The organism is Micromonospora olivasterospora, from assembly GCF_007830265.1.
Classification (GTDB): Bacteria; Actinomycetota; Actinomycetes; order Mycobacteriales; family Micromonosporaceae; genus Micromonospora; species Micromonospora olivasterospora.
Genome location: NZ_VLKE01000002.1, coordinates 1 through 18,252 on the forward strand (window position 1 = coordinate 1; position 18,252 = coordinate 18,252).

The window sequence follows — 18,252 nt, forward strand, 5'->3', positions numbered from 1 at the left end:
GGCCCGTCACAGTTGGTCAAACAGGCACGGCGAATCAAGAGTGCGACCGAGATGCCAGTCAAAGGGCAATGAAATGGCCTTTTCGCTGTTCACTGAGGCGCCTGACTGAGACGGGCTGGCGGATGTACTTCCACCAAGGCGCTTGGGCCGGCTGGCCTTGTGGAACCCGCCGGCAAAGCGGGCAAAAGCGGCGGTCGATGATGCGGGCCAGCTGCCCGAGGCGCCCGCCCGACTGCGAAAAATCAACGACAACGCTGGTCAGAGCAGGTGCCGCAGGACAGCGGTGCTGCTCGTGCCGAGAGCCGGTTGACCAGCGTTACCGTTGATTTCGGGCTGGAAGCTACGGCTAGGCCTACTGGTGCTTGCTGACGTAGGCGAAGAAGAACAGCATCAGGATCAGCCCGAACCAGAAGTTCCAGACCGAGTTCAGGCGGTAGTAGCCGCGTACCGGCTTCGCCCCGCTTGTGCGGACTGACGAACGGCATGACACCTCCGTGATCGAATCGCTACCGAACGGCATGCATGGATATCACGGAGCGCCGACAGTCCGGGGTGTTGCTATGGGTGAGCAGCGTCCAGGTGCTGACCGCACCCAGCAGGATCAGGGCCGGGAGTGGCGTCCCTGATAGTGGTGTAACGCGGTTGGCGTGATCGCCGGACAGCCTGTCCGGCATAGAGCGCGGCCATCGCGTGATCTTTCGAGTGAACCTTCGACAGCACTCTCGAAAGGGACTACCGCGATGACCGCACCTCACATCATCGACCCTGCCGGCCTGCTGGGCCAGGCACTGACCGACGCGTCACCGGATCTGATGCGGCACCTGCTGTCCACGGTGATCAACTCTCTGCTGTCGGCGGAGGCCGACGCGGTCTGCGGCGCCGAGTACGGCATCGCCTCGCCGGAACGGATCAACTCCCGCAACGGCTACCGGCACCGCGAGCTCGACACCCGCATCGGCACGATCGACGTGGCCATCCCGAAACTGCGGTCGGGCTCCTACTTCCCGAGTGGCTGCTCGAACGGCGTAAGCGGGCCGAGGCCGCGCTGGTCAGTGTGGTCGCGACCTGCTACCTGCTCGGCGTCTCCACCCGACGCATGGACAAACTCGTACAGTCGCTGGGCATCACCAGCCTGTCCAAGTCACAGGTCTCGCGGATGGCCGCCGACCTGGACGCCCAGGTCGCGGCGTTCCGCACCCGGCCGCTGAGCGAGTCGGGGCCGTTCACGTTCGTGGCCGCCGACGCGCTGACCATGAAGGTCCGCGAGCAGGGCCGGGTCGTCAACGCGGTCGTGCTGGTCGCGACCGGCGTCAACGCCGACGGCCACCGCGAGGTCCTCGGCGTCAAGGTCGCCACAAGCGAGACCAAGCAGGCATGGAACGCGTTCTTCGCCGACATGGTCGCCCGCCCTGACCGGCACCCTGCTGGTCACCAGCGACGCCCACGCCGGCCTGTCGACGCGATCGCCGCGAACCTGCCCGGCGCGTCCTGGCAGAGGTGCCGCACGCACTACGCCGCGAACCTGATGGCGGTGTGTCCGAAGTCCGCGTGGCCGGCGGTCAAGACCGTGCTGCACTCGGTCTACGACCAGGTCGACGCCGCTACGGTCCACGCCCAGTTCGACAAACTCCTCGACTCGGTCAGCAGGTCGCTGCCGGCCGTGGCCGCCCACCTCGACGACGCCCGCGCCGACCTGCTCGCCTTCACCGGCTTCCCGCAACAGATCTGGCGCCAGATCTGGTCGAACAACCCCAACGAACGACTCAACAAGGAGATCCGCCGCCGCACCGACGTCGTCGGGATCTTCCCCGACCGCGACGCCGTCATCCGCCTCGTCGGTGCCGTCCTTGCCGAACAACACGACGAATGGACCGAAGGCCGCCGCTACTTCGCCCTCGACATCCTCGCCAAGGCCCGCGAGACCGCCAGAACCACCACGACGAGTCCGGACCTGCCCCAACTGGAGACCGCAGCATGACCGACGTGACCGGCGACCACACCATCCCCACCCCGGCCGAACGCAAGAAGCTCAACGCCGCCCTGGCCGCCACCGGCACCGAGACCGGCTTCTGGGACGGCCACGGCCGTCCCGCAGCCTGGCCCGACGACATCGACCGCTGGCAACCCGAAACCAACGAACCCGCCCCTGAGCAGCCCGGAACACAACCCTTCTAACCAGTACAACTCGAAAGATCAGCCGTTACACCACTTCCAGGGGCTTGACCGGGCCGGGACAACCAGGAGCAGCTCGGCGGGCGAGCCGGTGCGGAAGCGCAGCGGGGCCCACATGCCCAGCGGCGCCCACCGGCAGCCCCGGATCCGGATCGGCCACAGCAGCGGCACGCGGGTGAAGGTCAACGCGTCGCCGAGGGAATGGACGAGGCAGCCGAGTCCCAGGGCAGACCCACCCACCACCAGCCAGCGACCGGGCCGGGCAGTGCTGCGGCCATCACCCCGACGAACAGCCCGGCCGCCGCCGATCCGTACGCCCCTCGGGTGCGCTTGCGCAGCGCCCCGCGCGTGGCCAGGGCCGTGGCCAGCCCGGCGACCACCGCCGCGGCGACGTCCCCGCCGACCCAACACAGCAGCGACACCAGCAGGCCGGTGACCACCGCGAACAGCAGGGTATGCGTGAGCGCCCGATGCCCGCCCCGGCCCGTGCAACAGCGGCAGGAGGCCCCGCGCAGCGCTGCGGCGCCCGCGGCCGTGCCTTGGGCGATCAGCCGGGTCACCGGACCCAGCGACCGGGCGATGACCGACCCGGGATGGTCGACGTCGGGCAGCAGCGCCCCGCCAGCGGTGACGGCCGCGCCGACCACCACGGTGCCCACCGCAGGCCGTGCCCCCAGCCCGGCCGCCAGCGCGCAGCCGCCCAGCCAGGCCACCGCCCCGGACAGCGCGTGAGAACGCCCCATCACCGCCGCGCCACCGCCCCTCCACCCTCGACACAAAACGTGAAGGAATCATCGCAGAGGGTGTCAACGCTTGGCGATGAGTCAGAAGGCGATGACCAGGCCGCCGCCGGCGAGCCCAGCGTGCAGGCCGAGCTGCCCGGTCAGCACGTCGCAGCCCGGCCTAGCCGTAGCTTCCAGCCCGAAAACAACGGTAACGCTGGTCAACCGGCTCTCGGCGCGAGCAGCACCGCTGTCCTGTGGCACCTGCTCTGACCAGCGTTGTCGTTGATTTTTCGCTGTTTACTACCGGGAGGCCTTGTAGCAGTTGGTGTGCTGGTGCCAGTCGACCGTCGGGAGGGTGCGAGTGGCGCCGGCAGGCACCAGGGCGCCGCACCATGTCTTGATCCCGTCCTGGCTGACGTGGACCTTGCCGGCCTTCCAGCGCACGACGAGCATCGGTGCGCGGCCGGGCGCGGTGGAGCGTTCCGCCTGCTGCATGGTCAGACCGTACGGTCAGCGTCCGACATCGTGCTACGCGGCGGCGGGACGCTCTCGCCGGGCAACCTGGGCCAGTGCGCGGACGACGTCGGCGGGCCGCACGGTGATCGGCTCGTCGCCGGCGGCGTCGAGCGTGGCGTAGTGCGCCTCCACGATCTCCCGCAGGATCGCCCCCGGCTTCACGCCCCGCGCCTCGGCGTCCTCCATCACCCGGCGGGCGATGTCGCTCGGGTACCGGGCGGACATGCTCACCTTCGTCGTCGGCGGGGTGTCGTCGACCACCGCGTCGGACCAGTCGCGGCTTTCCAGCGACTCCTGCGCCGCCCTGATGTCCTCTGCCCGGCTCATCGCCCGCCCCTCTCCATCAACTTGCGCAGTGGCTGCGCCTCGTCCTTGTCGAGCCACCGAGCCCCGACCACCACGTACTCGTCGTCGGTCTCCTCGATGAGCGCCACCGCCAGCAGCCGCCCGTCCGGCACCGCACCTACGACGTGCATCACCGCGCCGATGTGGCGCACGATCCGCGGCCGGGATGCGGTGAGCACGTGCAGAGCCGCCTGCCAGCCGACGCCGGCGCGGTCAAGCGCCTCGTAACTGGTGTACGAGAACCGGTACGGATCCACCGACATGGGAGAAGTATACAAACGCATACGCCGCGCGAGGCGGGTTCCTGCCAGGCAGTTCAGGGTGGTTGGGCAGCAACCACCGATCGATGAGCCGGCAGGCAGCTCTCGTGCCAGGCACGCACGTCGGGACGTCACCGCGACCGGACGTGGACGGCGACAACGGCATTCAGGAGCGCCAGGACCCCGGTTGCGTAGGTGCCGGTCACCGCTCGGGTAAGTGGGCGTGGTCGTGGTTGGCGGCCCGGTGGGTGGTGGTCGGAGCGGGCGAGACGGGCGCCGCCGCACCGGAGCCGGTCGCGGGCATGAACGCCGTGGCGGCGACCGCAGCCGCGTTGACGGGGCGTGCGTCGGCGGAGCACGGAGGTTCGGCCCGCCGGGGGGTGAGCTTGCTCCAGACCAGCTTGGTCAAGCCTTGGCGGAACGCCTGGTCGCCGTGAAGGTCGGCCAGGCGAGCTACGTCGCCGGCGTCGTCAAGCTGCCCGATGGCGCTGGTCATCGCGGAGGCGAACGTCGCGGTGAAGGCCGTTTCGTCACCAGCGCGCGCGGCGGCCTGAACGGCGTCGACGCGCAGTGCCTGTCGAGTGCAGGCGTCAAGCAGCGACCGATCCGCCGGCGTGGTGACCGCGATGATGGCAGCCGGTTCCAGCGGGCTGATCTGGCCTGAATTGGGTTCCGGTCGAGCTGCGCCGGGGTTGGCTGGGGCCGTGCCGGCTACCGGCGCCGGCGTCGCTCGGACCAGGTCGTGGACAGCCTGGCGGGCGGCGTTGAACATGCTCGCTCGCCAGTCAACGTCGTCGCATTTGAGGAAGATCGCTACGGAGAGGTTGGGCTCGTTCGGGTCGCCGAGCATGGCGGTGAGCGCCTTGTCGAAGGTGACGGCGAACGCGGCGACGTCCTCCTGGGCGCGGGCGGCAGCTTGCAGCGTGCCGGCGTTGGCGACGCGGTCGATGCGGGCCGTCAGCCAGGTGCGTTCGTCGTCGGTGAGGCTCTCGCGTATCTGGGCGGGCATCCAGTCGTCGTCGAGGCTGACCGGTACGGCTGGTTCGGCGGGGGTGTTGACCGGCACGGAGTCGAGGTCGGCGATCGCGTCGACGGCGGCGGAGACGGCGCGCATCCGGCGGCGGGTCTCGATGAGTTCGTCGTGGCGGGCGAAGGGCTGGCCGAGTTGGGTGTGGGCTCGCTCGATCTCCTCCCGCTGGTTGGCGATGTTGGCGACGATTTGGCCGCGTCGGGACTCCAGGGAGGCGAGGTGGTGCTCCAGGCGGCGGACGAGGCCGGTGGCATCACCGGTGGTGGCTTCGGTCAGCGACATCTTGGTGCTCATGCCGGAGTCGTTGTTGACCATGAGGGAGACCAGGGCACCGTCGCGGCCGTTCCAGATGGTGGCCGTGACATCGAAGCCTCCCAGCGCGGCCAGAGGGACCCGGTCGCGTTGCTCGGTGGGGCCGAGGCCGGCTGACGCGGCGGTGATGGCATGCTGGAGTGCACGGCCGGCGTCGGGCCGCTTGTCGAGCTGGTGGCCCGCGACGGTCATCCGGAACTTCTCGCCGCGGATGTCCTGGCGTTGGGCGATCGTCTGGTCCAGAGCCTCGATGCGGCGCTCGTCGACGGCGATCCACTGATGCAGCTCCCGGATCTGCTTCTCCAGGGCGGCGTGGGTGTTGTGGTGGGATCGGTTGGCTCGTTCCAGCCGGGCCAGTTCCATGCCCAGCTCTTCCTTCTCGATGAGCAGCGGGTTGCCGGTGGCGATCGCCTTGATCTGATGGGCTTGAAGGGTCTCGTCGGAGACGTCTTCGATCTCTCGTGCCACGGTGCCGCGCATCATCTGGTCGATGAAGCCGCCCTTGCGCGCGACGGTCTGCCAGGAGAAGGCGTCGAAGGAGCCGGTGACGACGTACCGGTAGATGCTGACCTCGGCGTTCTGATTGCCCTGGCGCATGATCCGGCCGTCTCGCTGGGTGATGTCGGCCGGCCGCCAGGGGCAGTCGAGGTGGTGCAGGGCAACGGCCCGGTTCTGGATGTTGGTGCCGGTGCCCATCCGGCCGGTCGAGCCGATGAGCACGGACACGTCGCCGTTGCGGCAGGCGGCGAACAGGTTGGCCTTCTCCTTGTCGCTGTTCGCCTCGTGGATGAATTTGACGGCCTCGCGGGGCATCCCCAGATCAACGAGCCGGTCGCGCAGAGCCTCGTACGCCGTCCACCGCTCCGGGTCCTTCGGCTTGGGGGTGCCCAGGTCGCAGAACACGATCTGCAGCGCGCCCGGCGTCTCGTGCTCGACCGGGTTCTCGGCGTCCGGGTCGACCAGGTAGCGGGTGTCGCGGTGCGCCTGCCAGATCTCGGCGATGTTGCGGGCCGCGACGTCGATCTTCCCCGGGGTGTTCTGGCTCAGGCCGAGCAGCCGCAGGTCCAGCGACGCGGCTCGCGCCTCCCCGGAGATCTTGAGGATGTTGTCGATCTCCCGTTCGCGCGGGTGGTTGCGGCACCACTCGACCCGGTCGTCGAGCGTGGCGATGAAGTCGACCAGCTCGGGCGCTGGGTCGATGGTGACGACGTGCGGGGCCCGGTACCCGTCGGAGTTGACGGTCAGCAGCGGGGTGGGCAGGTTCAGGTCCTCCGGGGTGCGGATGTCGCCGAAGGTGCGCAGCATCAGCGACAGCTCCGCCGCGTTGGTGTACTTCGCCAGCCGAGACTTGGTCTGGAAGCCGCTGCCGGTGGGCGAGATCTCCACCGACGTGACGACCTTGCCGAACACCGACGCCCACGTGTCGAAGTCCATGGTGCCGGTGGCTTCGAGCAGGTCCGGCCGCAGGTGCCGGGTGACGACGTACAGCTCGCGCACGCTGTTGGCGATCGGGGTGGCGGTCGCTCCGCACACCACCCGCTGGCCGTAGCGGCGGCGTAGGAAGTCGAGCTTGGCCCGGAAGTCGATCGCCCGGTCCGAGCCGTCGTTGCTGGCGTCGACGATGCTGGAGGTGATCGTGTCGTTCTTCAGGTCGTGCCACTCGTCGCGGAAGACGAAGTCGATGCCGGTCTGGTCGAACGTCACACCGGGGTCGGTCGGCTTGTCGAACTTCTCCTTGATCTTCTCCTCTTTGCGGACCAGGGAGCCTTGGAGTCGTTTGACGGCGGCGTTACGCCCGGTGTCCTCGCCGTTGTCGACGGCCTGCGCGTGTGCTCGCTCGATCTTGTCCCGGAGGTCCTTCAGCTCCCCGTCGAGGAAGCGGCGCTGCTCATCGTCGGAGAGCCGCAGCGTCTCGAAGAAGCTGGCGGCCATGATGACGGTGTCCCAGTTGCCGGTGGCGCAGCGGGCCACGAACCGATGCCGGCGGGCGGCGCTGGTGTCGTCCTGCCCGGCGGCCAGGACCCGGGCCTGCGGGTAGATCTGGAGGAACTCCCGGCAGAACTGCTCGAGTAGGTGCGTCGGTACGACGATCGCGGGCTTGTTGACCAGCCCGAGCCGCTTAAGCTCCATCGCGCCGATCGCCATCACGGCCGTCTTGCCCGCGCCCACGCAGTGGAAGAGGCCGACGCCGGGCTCGTTGACGATCCGGGTGACCGCCTCGATCTGGTGCGGGCGGGGCCTGAACTCCACCGAGATGCCGGGCAGGCTGCGCCGCGCCCCGACGTACGAGCGGGGCACGTGGGCGTTGAACATCCGGTTGTAGGTGGCCGCGATGCGGGCGGCCCGCTCCGGCTCCTCCCACACCCAGGACTCGAACCGTTCCTCCAGTTCGACGGCCTTGGCCTGCGCGGTGGCGGTCGCCTCCACGTCGAGTGCCCGCTTGCCCTTTTCGATCTCGTAGAACACCCGGATCGGGGTCTTGGTGAGCAGCCGTTGCGCCAGTTCGGGGGCCGACATGCCGGCGGTGCCCCAGGTCGACCGAGCGAGGACTCCGACCCGGCTCCCCTTGACCTGCCAGTCAGATCCACCGGGGTGCGTCACCCGCAACCGCGGATCGCGCAGGATCTCCTGGAGGAACGCCTGCACCTCCTGGTAGTCGATGTACGGGGCGCCGAAGGAGACCATGATCTCGCCGGGGCCGACATCGCGCGGCAGGACCCTTTGCAGAGCGCGGACGTTGACCTCGAATCGCGGGTCGTCCTCGACGGCGACGAGCGCCTGGTCGAGCTTGGCGCGGACGTTGTCGGACAGGTAGGCGGCGGCTTCGACCAAGCGGCCGGTGCCGGGGTCGTCGTAGACCAGCTCGCCGAGGGCTTCGCGGGCCTCGGACTCGTCGACGCCGAGGAGCCGGGCGATCTCCGGCAGGAGCACGGCGCCGTGGTCGTCCAGGCAGATGGCCAGCGCGTCCTCGGGGCTGTCGGCACCCAGCCGGGGTGCCCGGGGCAGGATGACGCGCTTGCTGAAGATGTCCGCCTTGGTGGCGGTGCGGGTGTCGTCGTTGAAGTTCTCCAGCGCGAACACCGTGGCGGCGTGCGGGTCGATTCCCCGGAATCCGGCGAGCTGGGGGTAGTTGCGGTAGAGCTTCGGCTGGCCGGTCTCCTCGTCGAGGATCGTTTCCAGCTCACCGGTGGCCTTGTTGCGCTGCCGACGGGTGTAGGTGTCGTACCGGTTGAGGTAGCCGTACTGCTCGACGTAGGCGTCGTAGACGGTGTTGAGCCGGATCCGCAGGAACGCTGCGGATCCGGCCGGCGGGCCGCCGGGGTGCTCATCGCCATCATCCAGCGATGAGGACTCCGCTTGCAGCAGCGCGGTCACGGTGTCGCGCAACAGCAGGAGGGCGCGCAGTTCGTCGGCTTGGGTGGCGGGCACCTTGTGCTCGACGACCTGACCGGCGACGACGGTGGTGAAGGTGCCGTCGTCGAGGGCTTCGATATGCCCTTCCTCGCGGCCGACTGCGGCCAGGACGGCGACCGGCGCGGCAGGACCGGCCTCGGCGCGCGGGGTCAGGGTCAAGCCGGCGAGCCGGGCCTCGTCGACCACGTCGCCCAGGACGCGGGTGAGGTCCGCGGCGGTGTCCCCGGTACCGGTGACGAGCAGGTCCTGCGCGTTGTAGGCGCCCCGGCCGACGGACAACTCACCGAGGATCCGGTCAGGGCGGGAGGCGAAGAACTCGTTGACGTGGACGGTCTCCCCGCCGGGCACGTCGATCTCGCGGGTCTGCTCCCAGGCCATCCCGGCCTGCTCCCGGCCGGGCTCCCGCCGGCGCAGGATCAGCAGGTCGGTGACGACCTTGGTGCCGGCGGCGTGCTCGTGCGCGCTGGTTGGCAGCCGCACGGCGGCCACCAGGTCCGCCAGCGCCGCCATCTCCCGCCGGGCGGCCGGGTTGGCCGCGTCCATGGTGTAGCGGGATGTCAGCGCCACGACCAGGCCGCCGGGGCGGGTCAGGTGCAAGCTCTTGATCAGGAAGTGGTTGTGGATCGAGTGCTTGCCCGGGTTATGCCTCCGGTCGGCCAGCGCGAAGTTCCCGAACGGCACGTTGCCGATCGTCAGGTCGAACGCGCCTGCTGGTGAACGGGTGTCCGCGAACGACTCCGTGCGGATGGTGGCGTGCGGGTAGAGCGCGGCGGCGATCCCGGCCGTGACTGGTTCCACCTCCACCCCGACCATGCGGGCAGAGTCCGGCGCCAGGCCGATGAAGGTGCCCGGCCCGCAGCCGGGTTCCAACACGCTTCCGCCCTCGAACCCAAGGCCGGTGACCGCGTCCCAGATGGCTCGAACGTACGCCGCGTCGGTGTAGTGCGCGTTCAGGGTGTTGCGTTCGGCCGCCGCGTAGCCCCGCTCGCCGAGCAACTGCCGGAGTTCCTCGCGGGCCGCGGCGAACCGCGCGTGGTCGCGGTGCTCGGTGCGGCCCTCGAAGACGCCGGGCACTGCACCCCAACCCGACCAGCGGGCCAGTACCGCCTGTTCCTCGGCGGTGGCCGGCCGGTCCTCGGCTTCAAGCGTCCGCAGGGTGCGCAGCGCCGCCAGGTTCGCGTTGAGTCGGGCCACCTCACCCCGAGGGGCCAGGTCCTCCTGCCCCCTCGGGGTGAACGACACCGGCCGGTCCGGATCGGGCGCCGTCGCCGGCGCTTGCACCTCGGAAGGCGTCGCTGGTTCGGCCGCCTCGACCGGCGCGGTCGGTTCGGTGGGCGGTGCGGTGTCTAGCTGCGGGTCGGCGGCTCGCTGTCGTCGTTCATCGCGGCTTCCTGTTCCGCGATCTCCTGCCAGCGCGGATCGGTCGGATCCTCCACCATCGGGATCCAGTCCTGCGGGGCCGACTCCGTTCCCGGCTGTGCCGTCGGGCTCGGCGTCGACGTCGAGCTGGTCTCGTTCGTCTGCGGGTCGATCAGGATCAGCTCCGGCAGCACCTGCTCCTCGGCCGCCATCCGCGCCTCGTTGAGCCGGCCCAGCTTGTCCAGATACCCCTCGCCGGTCGGGTCCGGGCCGGCCAGTTGCCTCGCCAGGTCCTCGATCTGCTGGGCCGCCTGCTCCCCCAAAGTCGAGAAGTAGCTGTTCAGGTCCGTCCCGTCGGCTATCAGCGCCGCGTACCGGTTCGGAAGGTACGTCTGCCAGTGCCCCTGGGCTTGCGCCCCGTACCGGTTCATCCTCTGCTGTCTCCGTCTCCTCTGGTGCTGCGGTCTCGTCGGTGTCGGCGCTGACCGGCGGGCCGGTCGTGGTCGCCGCGCCACCGAGGACCGCCGGCACCGGCGCTGGGACCGCCGTCTGCGGAGTCACGGTCGGGTTCGGGGTGGCCGGCGTCGGGTCGACCGGAACGCCGAGCCGGCCGGCGGCGTATGCGGCCAAGGGCTCGGCGACCTCGGCAGGCTGGCCGTGAAGCATCGCGCGGATCGACTGGGCGGCAACCTCCCGCCCCGCCGCCGTGGTGAACGTGCGGGCGGCCCAGTCGACCCGGGCGGTGACTACGACCTCTACCAGCGGCCAGGTGTCCTCGCCGTCGGCGGCGGCGGCCAGCACCGGCCCCGGCCGCTCCGGGTGCCGGGTGACCGCCGGGTCGAGCACGTGAAAGGCCCGCGCCGCGGACCTGCGCCCATCAGCGCTGCCGTCCTCGTCGACGACCACCGCGACGCCGGCTGCCGGATCCGCCTGCGCGGTGAGCGCCGCGACCTGCGGCCCGGTCAAGGCCGGTCCGCACGCGGCCACCACCAGTGGCGCCCCGTCGCCGCGCTCGGCCAGGGCGATGGCCTCCAAGGCGGTCCGGGCCACTACGGCCCGGCTGGTGCGTTCAGGCTGTTCGGCGAGGCCGAACATCACCTCCGCAGGCCGGAACACCGCCGTGGCGGGGCTGTGTAGCACCGGTGCCACGTCCGGTACGCCGGGTGGGGCGTAGCCGGCGAACCCGACCACCGGTCGGTCCGGATCCCGATGCTCGCGGATGCCGACCATCACCCGGTTGCGGAATCGGTCGACCAGTTGCCCGGTGCGCCCGGTCGCCGCCAGGCCGGACGCCCGGATCTCCACATCGGTGAAGCCCTGCCGACGCAGTTCGTTGACAAGCGCGGCTGGCCGGTCCGGCGCGTACCCCACCGCCCACCGCCCATCGACCGGGACACCCTGGGCCGCTAGCCATCGGGCCGGCGATGCCCCGTCGGGCCGATCGAGTTGGGCTCGGTAGAACGCCGCCGCCACGCGCTGGACAGCCAGGAGGCGTTGCCGCCGCGCATCTGGGGCCGTCGACAGACGAGGCGGACCAGCAACCTGCGCGGCCAGCGAGCCGGCCCGGCTCCGTAGCGCTGCCGTGCGATCGGCGGACGCCGCGACGCGTTCGGCGACCTCCCGCGCTGGCCGGGACACTGGCTGATCCGGCGCGGCCATCACAACCGCCCGTCGTCAGGCTCGGTGGGCAGCAAGCCCCGCGCCCGCAGCGACTCGAACAGGCGCTGGTGGTGCTCCAGCGTGGCCGTCAGGTCATCGATCTGCGCTTGCAGGCCGGCGGCGAGCCTGTCGGGCAGGTCCTCCGCGTCCGGCGCGGCCATCGGTACAGCGGCGTCGTCAGCCATCGCTCCCCCATGTGATCGCTTGATCACCACCGTAGTCAGGATGTCGAGCGGGATCGAGACGCAGCAGGCTGTGAGACGCGCTCCCGACTCGTCTCATGTTGGGGCGGGCCGCGTTACCACCAGCGCCGCCCGAGGCAGTGATGCCGCGGAATCACCGGCAGGGCAACGACCGCGTTCGGGAGCCGGCGACCGGTGCCCCGGCCGTCGTGGTCGCGCTGTCCAATATCGACGCCTCCGGCGGGGCCTCTCTCGGAGATCCGGGAGGGACCACAGGTGCCAGGTGGGTGAGTGGTCACCCAGGGGTGGGCTCTCCCCGCGCCGGCCGCCCAGAGGGCTACCAGACCGGCTCTGGGGCGGCCAGGCCAAGCCGCTTCGCGGTCGGCTTCGCCGAGCCTGGCCGCCCCAGAGCCGGCCCGGTCGATCGGAGATCGGCCGACACGAGGAGATCCCACCCCACCCCCGGCACCGCGCGCGGGCAAGCCCGCCGGGCCGGCCGCCGGCCCGGCACGTTACTCCGGTCATCCGGCGGCGACTTGGTGACCGGCCTCGGCGTTCGGTGCTGTGTGGAGGCGGAGGTGCTGGACCGGGGGCGATGCTCTCGACGAGAGCGCTTTCTTGACGCTTGTCCGGCGGAGCCAGAGTCTAGTCCTCGACATGGACACTCTACGTGTTCGCTGTGTAACGTCCAGTGTGGCCGGTGGTTGGCCGCAGGAACCGGGAGCCAGCCACATCAGACACGTCAAGCGGAAGCGGAGACGCCGTGGTTGAAAGCATCAGGTACGGAGCGCTGGACATCGCCGTAATCGACAGGTTCCTTCAGCGGTGGGATGACGATGGGTCCGGAGCCCACATGGATGGCTCCTTCTACAACCCGGATTTCGGGGGAGGCACGCTCTACGCGCAGGGCTGGCGCTATCTCGGGAGCGTTGGCAACACCTCCGCTGCCGGCATCACCGGCAAGAAGGCCACCATCCTGGTCCGCGGTGCGAACGCCGCCGATGAAATGATCAAGCCCCCGGTCCGGTTCGATCTTATCTGGAACGACCGTGGCTCCGGGGCGAAGAGGGACGGGTCGGTGTGGCGGCCGATCCCGCCCGCCGGCTACGTCGCACTCGGAGACGTGTTCGCCGACTTCAGCTGGAACGCGCCGAACCCCGCGTACTACGCCTGTATCCGGCGGGAGTTGGCGGGCCGCCGCTACGTGCGGGAGGGCGTGATCGGTAGCCTGATCTGGAACGACAGGGGGTCCGGGTCGAAGAGTGACGTCTCCATCTGGGAGATCCGTTCGCCCGGGTACCCCTCCGACAACGCCGAGCGTCTGCTCCTGGGCGCGGACCTGCTGCGGGCACACGGCAGCTACGACCGCCCGACCGACGCGGTGTACGTCCTGGACCTGCCCGCGGTGATCGCCAAGCAGAACCCGCCCGCCGCGCCGGTCCTCACCTCGCACGCGGCGCCGAATCCGCTGGAGACCGACAAGGTCACCGACCGGGCCGTCGTGGTGCCGTGCACGCTGATCAAGCACCCCGGCAAGGACGTGGCCTGGCAGGTGGCGAGGTCACCGTTCTACACGCTGGAACGACGCGTGAGCTTCTACTGCCACAAGCACTACGACAACTCGCAGGGCAGTGTCGAGGAGTCCGCCCCGCAGGTGGTGACCACGGGCGTGAGCAAGACGAAGAGCGACGAGTTCAGCCAGCGGACCAGCGTCAGCGTCACCGCATCGGCGGGCATCGCGGCCAAGGGATTCTCCGCTTCCGTCGAGACCAGCTTCTCCATCGAACTCGGCTACACCAGCCGCGTCGACGTCACGCAGTTCAGCGAGGTCCAAGAAACGTGGCCCATGACGGTGCCGCCCAAGAAATCAGCCGCGATGTGGTCACCCCGCCACGAGATCATCGCGATCGACAAGGACGGCAACACCGTCGGCGGCCTGGGCGGACTGGTCTTCGACGTGAACTCGCGCGTCAAGACCGAATACCCCGCCCCGGCCCAGCCCCAGTCCCTGTCCGAGGCCATTGAGGCCGGCGACCCGCAGCCGTTCGGACAAACCGAGTCGAACATCCCCGAAGGCTTCTAGCCCCTCAGACCGTAGACGGCCAGCCAGACGCCCCCTGGCACGAACCGTCGGCCACGCGTGAAGGTCACACGAATCCTCGGCGTCTGCTGTCGCCGGGGGCCAGGAGCACGGCCCGTGGCGGCAAGAGCGAGGAGGCGCGCCCGGCGGCCGCGTAGCCCCGAGCTGCCTGGCCTTACCCCGTTCAAGCAGGGGGGCGATGGTCGTGCAGCTGCGGCGACCACCCCCCCTGTGCCAGCACGCCGGCCCGGCCGGGCTCAGGTCAAAGGCAGTCACCTGGAGAGGGGGAGGGGTGGCCGCGGCACTGCCTGCCTGATCGTCGACATGTCCGCTTCTACGGCACCCACTCGGTCGACATCGACGGCGAACTCGCCCAGCTCGACGCCGACGCCCCTCCGGTGCGCACGTACGAACCCCAAAATGCGCGCGTGAACGTTCACGCCGCAAAAACGCCCGCGCGCGCGAGCCCGCCCGCCCCCACCCCGGTTCGACCGGCACACCGCAAAACGCGCGCGCGAGCCGCCCGGCCTCGTGCGCGTCGACGAGCTGGCCCGCGCGGCCGGCGGACCCGGGTTTCCGGAGTTTCGCGATTTTTGCGACCCCCCTACGCGCGTACGCGCGCGAGGAACCGAGGCCGACCCCTGAGGCCCGTCCGTAGCTTCCAGCGAAAAAACAACGCCGAGGAGAGTTCCCTGGTCGACCGGGGCGCGGCGCTTGCACTGGGACCTTGGAGCAGTCGCGTCAGATGCGAGATCTTCGCGTCTGACGCGACTGGCGACCCCCCCCCAAAGGAAGCCCTGTCCAGGAAACCTGCGTCGGCGTTGTTGGACACTCCAGCTTGTTGGACACATTTTCTGGACGGCGTTGACCGCCACGCCCAGCCGTGCCGACGTTCCCCGCGAACGGGCTGAGAGGGGTGTCGCCCAACTTCCGGCTCAGGGTCGCCTCGCCCGGGCCATACCGGCTACCGGCGATCGTAGAGCCCGACCACTCGTAGAAGCGCAGCTCGGCCGGATCCACACCGACCTGGCGGGCTACGAACTCTACTGCCTCGTCGGGCAGCTCGCCGCGGCCGCGCGGGAACCGCCCAGCCCGCGTGTAGAACTTCAACAACAGCGCGAACCCCGCCCGGGGCGACCACACCACCGCCCGCGCGATCTCGGCCGCCGAGGTGGACGACTGGCCCGAGGTCGCGAAGCCCGGATCCGGTGCGCCGGGCCGCTGAGGCGCATCCACTGAGGGGGCCAGGGTGAACCCGCCGCCCCGGCCAGCCGTTAACAGCAAAAGGAGGTAATGAAATGAGCACCTTGTTGGGCGAAGAGGAACTGTTGGCCGAGATGCGCTCGGCCCTGGCGGAGGTGGAGGCCGCGGCCGATCGGGTAGGCCGACGCGTAGCCCGGGGGAAGGCCGCCGTGGAGGACCAGAAGAAGCTGAGGTCGGTGACCCTGGCCGGGCACGGCGTGACCCGGATCACCTTCAACGAGGACGCCTACCGGGAACTCGCGCCGGCCGAGCTGGCCGAGCTGGCAGACCTGATCGCGACCACGGCGCGTACCGCCCGCGAGGAAGCCCAGCGCAAGACGATGGCCGGTGCCGCGGCAACCGGCTGATCGACTTCCTGCTCGGCGGCCTGAACCACCAGATCAACACCACCTGTTCCCCAGCGTGCCCCGTGTCGGGGTACTCGTTGGAGTGCAGAGGTGAGTACGGCTGATCTTGCAGAGGTCAGGTGTCGTGGTGGGCGCCTTGTTCCTCACGGTGGGTTGCGTCTTACAGGCGCAGGCGGGTGAGGCCGAGCATGTCGATCAGCCATCCGGGTCCGCCGGTGATGCCGCGGGCGCGTAGGAGGGTGTCGACCTGGTGGGTCGCCGGAGTGGTGCGGGCGAGGAAGTCCTCGCAGATCTGGAGCAGGAGTTGCAGCAGGTCGCCGCGGTTGGTGTCGCTGGTGGCTGCGGGGTCGTCCGGGGTGGCCGGGGTGGGCATCAGGCGACGTTCTCGATGGCGGTGAGGCGGTTCTTGAGTCGGTAGCTGGGGCCGTTGATGGGGACGACGTCGCAGTGGTGCAGGAGCCGGTCGAGGATGGCGGTGGCCAGGACCTCGTCGCCGAAGACTTGGCCCCATTCGCCGAAGCCTTTGTTCGAGGTCAGCAGGGTGGAGCCCTTCTCGTAGCGTTTCGAGATCACTTGGAAGACGAGGTTGGCCTCGGGTCGTTCGAGGGGTTGGTAGCCCACTTCGTCGATGACCAGGACGGTGGGGCGTAGGTAGGTTTGCAGCTTGCGGGCCAGGCGGCCGATCGCGTCGGCGGCGGTGAGGTGGCGGACCATGTCGTCGAGGGTGGTGAAGTAGACGGTGAATCCGGCTCGGCAGGCGGCGACCGCGAGGGACACGGCGATGTGGGTCTTGCCGACGCCGGGTGGGCCGAGGAGAGCGACGTTGGCCTTGGCCTGCACGAATGCGAGGGTCGCGAGGTCACGGACCTTGCGGGGGTCCAGGTCGGGTTGGAAGCTGAAGTCGTAGTCGTCGAGGGTCTTGTGGTGCGGCAGCTTCGACAGGCGTAGCCCGGCGCGGAAGCGGCGTTCGTCGCGGACGGCGAGTTCCTCTTCCAGGACGAGGTCGAGGAACTCCAGGTAGCCCATGGCTTCGGTGTCGGCCCGGCCGGTGAGTTCCCGCAGCGTCTTGGCCAGGTGAGGCAGGCCGAGTTTGGTGGCGCTGGCGTGGATGCGGTTGGTGACCAGCTCACTCACTTCGAGACGTCCTTCAGGTGTGGGCGGTTGGTGAACGGGCTGGCCGCAGCGATCTGCTCATAGACCGACAGCGGCCGGGCCTCGACGGCGATCTGGGCGGCGGCGGCCCGGTTGAGCAGGGCTTGCAGCGGCCCCTGGCCGCCGTCGTGACGGGCCGGTCGGCGTGCGGTCGACTGCCCGCTGTCGGGGTCGCCGATGGTGACGGCCCGGGTGTGTCCGTCGGGCAGACCGTCCCAGTGGCTCTCGTCGACCACGCGGGCGCCGCGGCCCACGGCCCGCTGGTGCGTGGCCAGCAGCGTGGTGCCGTCCAGACCGGGCACGATGGCGTGAATAGTGATCGTGGCGGCGGTCGCCCGAATCTCCACGAGTTGGCGGTGGCGGACCCGTCGGGCCGGCACGGAGTAGAGGTTGCCGGCGTAGGCGACCAGGCAGTCCTTGCCGACGTGCCGCAGATGCCGGTCGGCGACCACATACGGCCGGGCGGGGATCGGTCGCAGCGCGGCGTGGTCGCGGACCGCCCGCACGCCGATGATCTCGCCGTGGGTGCGATGCCTTACGGCCCGCCGCTGTGGCACCCAGGCCATGAACGTGGCGTCGAGTTCGGCCAGCGACGAGAACGCCCGCCCGGCCAGGACATGATCGCGGATGATGGTGACCTGCCGTTCGACCCGCCCTTTGCCGGTCGGCCGATAGGCGGCCAGCACATCGATGTCGAAGTCGTAGTGCCCGGCGAACGCGACCGCTTCCGGGTGCAGCGGCACCGCCTGGCCCGGGGCGACATGCCGGCGGACCACGGTCTTGGTCCGGTCGTAGACGATCGCCCCGGGAACCCCGCCAAAGTGCGCGAACGCCCGCCGGTGACACTCCCAGAACGCGGCCAGGTCCTGGCTGGTGGTGAAACAGCAGAACGGGTCCCGCGAGTACGACAGCACCATGTGAAACGAGTACACCTTCGGGATCCCGACATGGGCCAGGATGCCGCCTTCGTCGCCCCAGTCCACCTGCGCCTGGGCGCCCGGAACGACCTCGAACCGGCGGTGCAGCCCGGCCAGCTGATCCGGACTGATCCCCAACTCCGCAGCGATCCGCGGCCGGGCCTGCTGCAGATACAGCTTCACCCGCTGATAGTTGCCGGTGAACCCGTACTGCTCGACAAGGCGTTCATGGATCACCGTGCCCTTGAGCAGCAACTCCGCCCGCAGCCACGCATCGACCACGTGCGCGAACACGTCGATCAACTGCCCCCGAGCCGGCCGCGCCCGAACCGGCGGCACCACCTCGCCGCTACCAGCAGCCAGGTACTTCTTCACCGTCCGCCAGTTCAGGCCCGTCTCACGAGCGATCTCCGAGACACTCGCACCAGCCTCGTGCAACGCCCGGAACCGGCGCACATCCAGCCACCGCTGCTCATCCATCGCTCCCATCGCAAGCCGCCCCACGTCTGCCCGATCACG

15 protein-coding genes and 3 pseudogenes are annotated in these 18,252 nt (G+C 69.8%); 4 read left to right on the forward strand and 14 right to left on the reverse strand.

The annotated features are described in order from the left end of the window. Window positions 1-352: 352 nt before the first annotated feature. Window positions 353-490 carry a hypothetical protein gene (locus JD77_RS32640; RefSeq protein WP_170286664.1) on the reverse strand — a complete coding sequence of 46 codons (138 nt, stop codon included), beginning with the start codon at window positions 488-490 and terminating at the stop codon, window positions 353-355. Window positions 491-812: 322 nt separating this feature from the next. Between JD77_RS32640 and JD77_RS31175 the strand changes: the two are divergent. Together JD77_RS31175 and JD77_RS31180 are read left to right on the forward strand one after the other, a co-directional pair. Continuing rightward, a pseudogene (locus JD77_RS31175) lies at window positions 813-1,978 on the forward strand (IS256 family transposase). Beyond that, window positions 1,975-2,175 carry a hypothetical protein gene (locus JD77_RS31180; RefSeq protein ID WP_145773317.1) on the forward strand — a complete coding sequence of 67 codons (201 nt, stop codon included), beginning with the start codon at window positions 1,975-1,977 and terminating at the stop codon, window positions 2,173-2,175. The pseudogene JD77_RS31175 and the gene JD77_RS31180 overlap by 4 nt, the downstream one beginning before the upstream one ends. An 18-nt stretch (window positions 2,176-2,193) precedes the next feature. Here JD77_RS31180 and JD77_RS31185 read toward each other — a convergent pair. The 9 genes and pseudogenes from JD77_RS31185 to JD77_RS31220 form a co-directional block, all read right to left on the reverse strand. Beyond that, window positions 2,194-2,915: pseudogene (locus JD77_RS31185) on the reverse strand (metal-dependent hydrolase). Between the two features lie 81 nt (window positions 2,916-2,996). Next, window positions 2,997-3,119 carry a hypothetical protein gene (locus tag JD77_RS34965; protein ID WP_281292200.1) on the reverse strand — a complete coding sequence of 41 codons (123 nt, stop codon included), beginning with the start codon at window positions 3,117-3,119 and terminating at the stop codon, window positions 2,997-2,999. A 78-nt stretch (window positions 3,120-3,197) separates the two neighbouring features. Then, window positions 3,198-3,392: a hypothetical protein gene (locus JD77_RS31190; RefSeq protein WP_145777869.1), complete on the reverse strand. Its 195-nt coding sequence runs from the start codon at window positions 3,390-3,392 to the stop codon at window positions 3,198-3,200. A gap of 33 nt (window positions 3,393-3,425) precedes the next feature. Continuing rightward, window positions 3,426-3,740: a hypothetical protein gene (locus JD77_RS31195; RefSeq protein ID WP_145777870.1), complete on the reverse strand. Its 315-nt coding sequence runs from the start codon at window positions 3,738-3,740 to the stop codon at window positions 3,426-3,428. Further along, window positions 3,737-4,021, reverse strand: coding sequence for a hypothetical protein (locus tag JD77_RS31200; protein WP_145777871.1), 285 nt, complete (start codon window positions 4,019-4,021; stop codon window positions 3,737-3,739). The genes JD77_RS31195 and JD77_RS31200 overlap by 4 nt, the downstream gene beginning before the upstream one ends. Before the next feature lie 199 nt (window positions 4,022-4,220). Then, window positions 4,221-10,016, reverse strand: coding sequence for a helicase-related protein (locus JD77_RS31205; protein ID WP_211372898.1), 5,796 nt, complete (start codon window positions 10,014-10,016; stop codon window positions 4,221-4,223). 104 nt (window positions 10,017-10,120) lie between these two features. Beyond that, complete coding sequence (locus JD77_RS31210) at window positions 10,121-10,648, reverse strand: TnpV protein (protein ID WP_281292201.1); 528 nt, start codon at window positions 10,646-10,648, stop codon at window positions 10,121-10,123. A gap of 622 nt (window positions 10,649-11,270) precedes the next feature. After that, window positions 11,271-11,792: pseudogene (locus JD77_RS35840) on the reverse strand (hypothetical protein); the annotation flags it as partial. Further along, window positions 11,792-11,977 carry a hypothetical protein gene (locus tag JD77_RS31220; RefSeq protein ID WP_145777872.1) on the reverse strand — a complete coding sequence of 62 codons (186 nt, stop codon included), beginning with the start codon at window positions 11,975-11,977 and terminating at the stop codon, window positions 11,792-11,794. The pseudogene JD77_RS35840 and the gene JD77_RS31220, both read right to left, overlap by 1 nt. Window positions 11,978-12,737: 760 nt before the next feature. Here JD77_RS31220 and JD77_RS31225 point away from each other — a divergent pair. After that, the gene (locus JD77_RS31225; protein WP_170286666.1) at window positions 12,738-14,057 is read left to right on the forward strand and encodes a Vps62-related protein; all 1,320 of its coding nucleotides are present in this window, start codon (window positions 12,738-12,740) and stop codon (window positions 14,055-14,057) included. Window positions 14,058-14,795: 738 nt separating this feature from the next. Here the strand turns inward: JD77_RS31225 and JD77_RS31230 are convergent. Beyond that, the gene (locus JD77_RS31230; RefSeq protein WP_170286667.1) at window positions 14,796-15,290 is read right to left on the reverse strand and encodes a DUF4158 domain-containing protein; all 495 of its coding nucleotides are present in this window, start codon (window positions 15,288-15,290) and stop codon (window positions 14,796-14,798) included. A gap of 62 nt (window positions 15,291-15,352) precedes the next feature. Between JD77_RS31230 and JD77_RS31235 the strand changes: the two genes are divergently transcribed. Beyond that, window positions 15,353-15,664 (forward strand): hypothetical protein, encoded by a 312-nt coding sequence (locus tag JD77_RS31235; protein WP_145777875.1) that lies wholly within the window; start codon window positions 15,353-15,355, stop codon window positions 15,662-15,664. Window positions 15,665-15,824: 160 nt separating this feature from the next. Here the strand turns inward: JD77_RS31235 and JD77_RS31240 are convergent, their stop codons facing one another. The 3 genes from JD77_RS31240 to istA are packed head-to-tail and all read right to left on the reverse strand — an operon-like array spanning window position 15,825 to window position 18,213. Continuing rightward, window positions 15,825-16,037 (reverse strand): hypothetical protein, encoded by a 213-nt coding sequence (locus tag JD77_RS31240; protein WP_145777876.1) that lies wholly within the window; start codon window positions 16,035-16,037, stop codon window positions 15,825-15,827. Further along, complete coding sequence (gene istB, locus JD77_RS31245) at window positions 16,037-16,798, reverse strand: IS21-like element helper ATPase IstB (protein WP_013289162.1); 762 nt, start codon at window positions 16,796-16,798, stop codon at window positions 16,037-16,039. Before istB ends, JD77_RS31240 begins: the two co-directional genes overlap by 1 nt. Then, window positions 16,795-18,213: an IS21 family transposase gene (gene istA / locus JD77_RS31250; protein ID WP_145776558.1), complete on the reverse strand. Its 1,419-nt coding sequence runs from the start codon at window positions 18,211-18,213 to the stop codon at window positions 16,795-16,797. Before istA ends, istB begins: the two co-directional genes overlap by 4 nt. Between the last annotated feature and the right edge of the window lie 39 nt (window positions 18,214-18,252).

Excerpts from the sequence above, each read along its gene's own strand:
- JD77_RS31180 (WP_145773317.1), top strand. The coding sequence starts at position 1,975 with ATGACCGACGTGACCGGCGACCACACCATCCCCACCCCGGCCGAACGC.
- JD77_RS31190 (WP_145777869.1), bottom strand. The coding sequence starts at position 3,392 with ATGCAGCAGGCGGAACGCTCCACCGCGCCCGGCCGCGCACCGATGCTC.
- JD77_RS31195 (WP_145777870.1), bottom strand. The coding sequence starts at position 3,740 with ATGAGCCGGGCAGAGGACATCAGGGCGGCGCAGGAGTCGCTGGAAAGC.
- JD77_RS31200 (WP_145777871.1), bottom strand. The coding sequence starts at position 4,021 with ATGTCGGTGGATCCGTACCGGTTCTCGTACACCAGTTACGAGGCGCTT.
- JD77_RS31220 (WP_145777872.1), bottom strand. The coding sequence starts at position 11,977 with ATGGCTGACGACGCCGCTGTACCGATGGCCGCGCCGGACGCGGAGGAC.
- JD77_RS31235 (WP_145777875.1), top strand. The coding sequence starts at position 15,353 with ATGAGCACCTTGTTGGGCGAAGAGGAACTGTTGGCCGAGATGCGCTCG.
- JD77_RS31240 (WP_145777876.1), bottom strand. The coding sequence starts at position 16,037 with ATGCCCACCCCGGCCACCCCGGACGACCCCGCAGCCACCAGCGACACC.
- istA (WP_145776558.1), bottom strand. The coding sequence starts at position 18,213 with ATGGATGAGCAGCGGTGGCTGGATGTGCGCCGGTTCCGGGCGTTGCAC.